Source organism: Sphingomonas elodea ATCC 31461 (genome assembly GCF_000226955.1).
GTDB classification, from domain to species: Bacteria; Pseudomonadota; Alphaproteobacteria; order Sphingomonadales; family Sphingomonadaceae; genus Sphingomonas; species Sphingomonas elodea.
The window spans coordinates 1-4,158 of the sequence record NZ_AGFU01000106.1 but is presented as its reverse complement, the minus strand read 5'-3'; the positions used below and the strand labels follow the sequence as shown (position 1 = coordinate 4,158).

At 60.2% G+C, this 4,158-nt stretch carries 3 protein-coding genes; all 3 read right to left on the bottom strand.

What is annotated here, in order from left to right; all coding sequences use genetic code 11:
• Positions 1-7: 7 nt before the first annotated feature.
• Positions 8-2,977 (bottom strand): hemagglutinin repeat-containing protein, encoded by a 2,970-nt coding sequence (locus tag KK7_RS0119080; protein ID WP_086011783.1) that lies wholly within the window; start codon positions 2,975-2,977, stop codon positions 8-10.
• 78 nt (positions 2,978-3,055) lie between these two features.
• Positions 3,056-3,514, bottom strand: coding sequence for an SMI1/KNR4 family protein (locus tag KK7_RS22735; protein ID WP_138984004.1), 459 nt, complete (start codon positions 3,512-3,514; stop codon positions 3,056-3,058).
• A 2-nt stretch (positions 3,515-3,516) separates the two neighbouring features.
• On the bottom strand, positions 3,517-4,158 hold a 642-nt coding region (locus tag KK7_RS22145; protein WP_138984003.1), incomplete at its 5' end, for an HNH endonuclease.

The following is a 4,158-nucleotide window of genomic DNA, read 5'->3' as shown; positions in this document are numbered from 1 at the left end:
CCGGACTCTAGCTCCAATTGGAGGAAAAAACGGGGGTCACGTCATGATTTGTCCTCATGCCCGCCTGAATCACCGCCTCTGCGCTACCATACTTTGCGAGCTGAGCCTCATATGTTGGCCCTTGGGGATTGCCATATCGATCAACGTTTCGCTTATACACTGCCAGCAATTGATCTTCTGAATAGAAAGAAAGCCGCGTCTTGTTTCTTAATTCTACAAGCCGCCTCGCTATATCCTCTGCAGACCTTCCCTGCGAATACAAAGTGGCGACCAGGTCTCGTTCACCTTGGACGGTCTCGTGGTACTCTAGCCGGATGGACTGAGCATTTGCCACAGCCTTTGGATCGCTCCAATCTACGCCCCAAATTTCCTGTGCAAACTCTGAGCCGCTCGTAGGTAGGTATCCGTAAACACCTTTAGCATCAGCAGCAAGATCGCCCGGTGCTTGCTCAACGGTGTATGAGAACCGAGCGAGGGCGCTCGATAGCGAATTTTCTGCGGCACCAGCCACCCTAGATTCGCCCACTATAGCCTTCGCCGCACCATCGGTCGCGAGTGTGACTGCCGCGTCAGCCCCGAGTACAGCCGCCGCGCTGCCGCAGGCGCGCGACGCCTCGTTCCCGCCCAGCCCACAGCTTTGGACAACGTCCACCACCGGCTTCGCCACCGCCGCGAGCATGGCCTTCGCACCGTCGACAGCCGAGCCAACCGCTGCGGAGAAGCGCGCCGCATGCGCATCCTTTTCCGCCTGGGTCGGCACATAGAAAGGATCCCCCGCCCCGGGCGGCGTTATGTCCGCGACGAATTTCAGTACTGCCGATCCCGCCGCGGTCGCGGCCCCGCCCAAGGCCTCGGCGCGCGCGGACATCCGGTCCTGGGCCGCCTTGTACGCGGCCTGACCCTCCGGCGTCTGGTAGTAGGGGTTGATCTGGCCGGTGTTCGGATCAACCGCGCTGCCGAGCGTGCCGAGGTCGGCCAGAAACTGCGCCGCCGGCTTGGCGGCATCGCCGACGCTCGCTGCGAAGTCCGAAACGCCCGCTGCGAAATCCGACCCATTGGCGCGCGCCTGGACTTCCGCGAAATACAGGTCGCGAAGGGTCTGAGGGTCGGCGAGCGCGCCCAGGACCGTGCCGAATGCCTGCCCCAGCGGATCGGCGTTGCCGGCCGACGCCATGTCGGACCGGACGATCGCCTTGGCGCTGTCGGTCAGGTCATTGTAATTCCGTTTGAAAGTGACGAGCTCGGCCAGCTCCGCACTGCTGAGATCGGACAAGCCCGCTTGCCGGCGCGCATCACCCCCCGACAGATAGTCGAGCGCGGCCTGCTTGGCGGCACTTTCCTGCCGGGTCTGCGCGATCGCCTCGGCCTCGGTCAGCTTCGGCGCCTTGGGATCGCGGATGTTCGCAGCGATGGCGGCGTAATAACGCTGCATCGCCGCCACGATCTCCGCATCGCTCGCGCCGGGATAGAGGTTGGCGAAGGCCTGCCAGCGATCCTGCTCCGCCTTGGTGCCGCTCTTCCACGCGCTGAAGGGGTGCGCGCCGGCACAGGTCCGTTCGCCTGCGGTACAGATCGTGACGGGGCCGCCGGGCCCCTTGATCGTCTCGACCGAATTGTTCTGCGTCTCGATCTGGGCCGACAGCGTGGCCGCCTGGGTGTCGAGACCGGCGGTCTGGGCGATGGCGGCAACCAGCGTGCCGACCAGATTGCCGCGCGCCTGCTGCTCCGCCTGCGTATAGGTGCGTACCGCGTCGCCCTCGGCATTCACCGCGACGCTGCCGTCCGTCTTTTTCGGTTCCAGCGACGCGAGCAGATTGTTGAGCACGACGCTGGCCGCCGCCCCCATCGCCCCGCTGGCACAGTCCCCCGAGCCGCCGACGGCGCTGCCGGCACAGCCGACCAGCCCCTGCAGCGCGGCGCGGGCCTGCTCACTGTGAAGCGCATCCGCCAACTGCTTGACCTGGTCGGTCGCCAGGCCCTGCAGCACGTTGACCGCCGCCCCCTGCACGAGACTGGTGAGCGAGCCGGCGACATCCGATCCGGCAGCGCCGTTGATCGCCGTGAGCACCAGCCGCCCGGTGCCGCCCGCGCCCCAGAGCGCATAGGGGTTGGACTGGGGATCCTCGTTCGGATGCTGCTTGCTCCAGTCGTCCGCCTTGGCCGCCTGAGAGCTCAGGAATGCGTTCGTCTCCGCAGCCAAGGTCTGCGCCGCCTGGAAGCCCTGGGCGATTTCCTGCCGCTTGGCCTCGTCGAACTGCTGGACCAGCGCGCCGGCATTGGCGCCGCTGGTGTCGCGGCGGATCGTCTGGGCGAGCGCAGCGCTGGCGGCGTCGCCCGAAGTGATCGTGATCGTGCCGTTCGCGATTGCCGACCGGGTCGTGCCCGACTGGCTACCGCTCGCCCCCATCGCCATCGGCGGGGTCGCGGTTACCGTGCCCAGCCCCTGGATCGACAGCCCCGGCAGCGGCGTGGCGCCCTGTGGCGACACCTGCCCGTCCTTGCCGGCCTTGATCCCGCCGATACCGCCGCCGATCGAGGTCTGGCTGGCGTCCCAGGTCTCCCGGTTCTCGAGGTCGCTGGCGTGGAGTGTGCCGGTGGTCAGGCTGTTCTTCGATGGGTCCGCGGTGCTGGCGATCACCGCGCCGATCAGCGACGTGTCGCCACCGGCATGAATCGCAAAGCCCTGGTCGCCGGCATGGATGCCCGCCTGCTCGACCACGCTGGCGAAGTCGCCCTGCTGCTTGCCGTTCGAGAGATTGCCCGAAACCGAGACCGCGCCCGTGCCGATCGCGATGCTCGCGCCCACCGAAGCGCTGTGCGAGCCCGACTGGTAGGTGCTGCTATCCTGCCGGCTGGCGATCGCCAGGCTGCCGGCGTCCACGACCACCTGCCCGCCCGAGACGATCGCCCCGTCCAGCCCCAGCGCCCCCGGGGTCACCAGCGTCGCAGTGCCGCCCGCGGTCACCACGCTCTCGATATTGGTGACCTGGGGCGGTCAAGAAATTTCCTTGCCCCTCTAATGTGCAAAAGACATATTTTGACCCGTACCCATCTGCTATTCACTGCCACGTTTCAGACGCACGAGAAATTCGCTAAAGTCATTAGCCAAATCAACTACACATCTATTAGCTATCATGTCAGTCACTTCAAATTCATCATGTAATATCAATTTTATAGAAGGAAATTTATTATCATTTTCCATCTTAAAAACCAAATAATCTCCAGAAGCCGTCAAGCCAAATGTCATACACCTCCTAAATTCAACTCCTTCCAAATCTTGATAATATTCAATTGATCCTGATTTTTTAACATCATAAAATCTACAAAAACTAAACCAATCTTCAAAGTTTTTTGATTTGTGGACGTACTCTATACGGTTATCCACCAGTTGAGCCCCATTATGCTCAGATAGCAATTGAGCATATGCGAACGGCACTTCTACTCCGCAGCTAGCAGCGAATTTATAGATTTTATCTATTGGAAATTTTCCATAATCAGTAAATATATTTAACATTATTACTTGCCTGAATTAAGAGATTTTTGACCGCTATGAATAACTGCGTCGTGAACTACCGCCGGAATTAGCTGCATATTATTTGGAGAAGATTGCGCGTTATGATGCCACGTATAATCATCAATTTTTGGCTGCCCAGAATTAATCTGTTTCAGTTGGTTCTCACTGAACTGTGAAGAGTCCACCTTGCCGCTATTTATCGCATCCCTAAGGTCTCTGGTGGCTTTGGCCATCTGAGCGGAATAAGAAAATTTAGTGTCTATTGACGTCGTATACTTTGAGACATCGTCGAATATTGGAAGCCCTCTGGCGTCATAGGGAATATTTGCGGTCAAGGGAGCTCCAGTCACAGGGTCATCGAATTGTACCCTAACTGCCTTGCCACCGCCCCCGTCTGTTATGACTTCAATTCCCTTAGTAGGATCCGAGTTCACACGCTGATGAGGAGTGGATGGAGTTGTCGTGGAACGGACATTCTCAGCGCCATATTTGTCTTCCAGATCGGCTCGCGACGCTCTCGGATTATATGGCCCTGATGTGAGGTCATCAACGTGGAAATCGCCGCTGGGGCCCTCCAGCTTGACGGTACCGTGCGACCCGCCGTTGACGCCCTTGATCACCGGCACTGTCATTCCGAGCAGTGT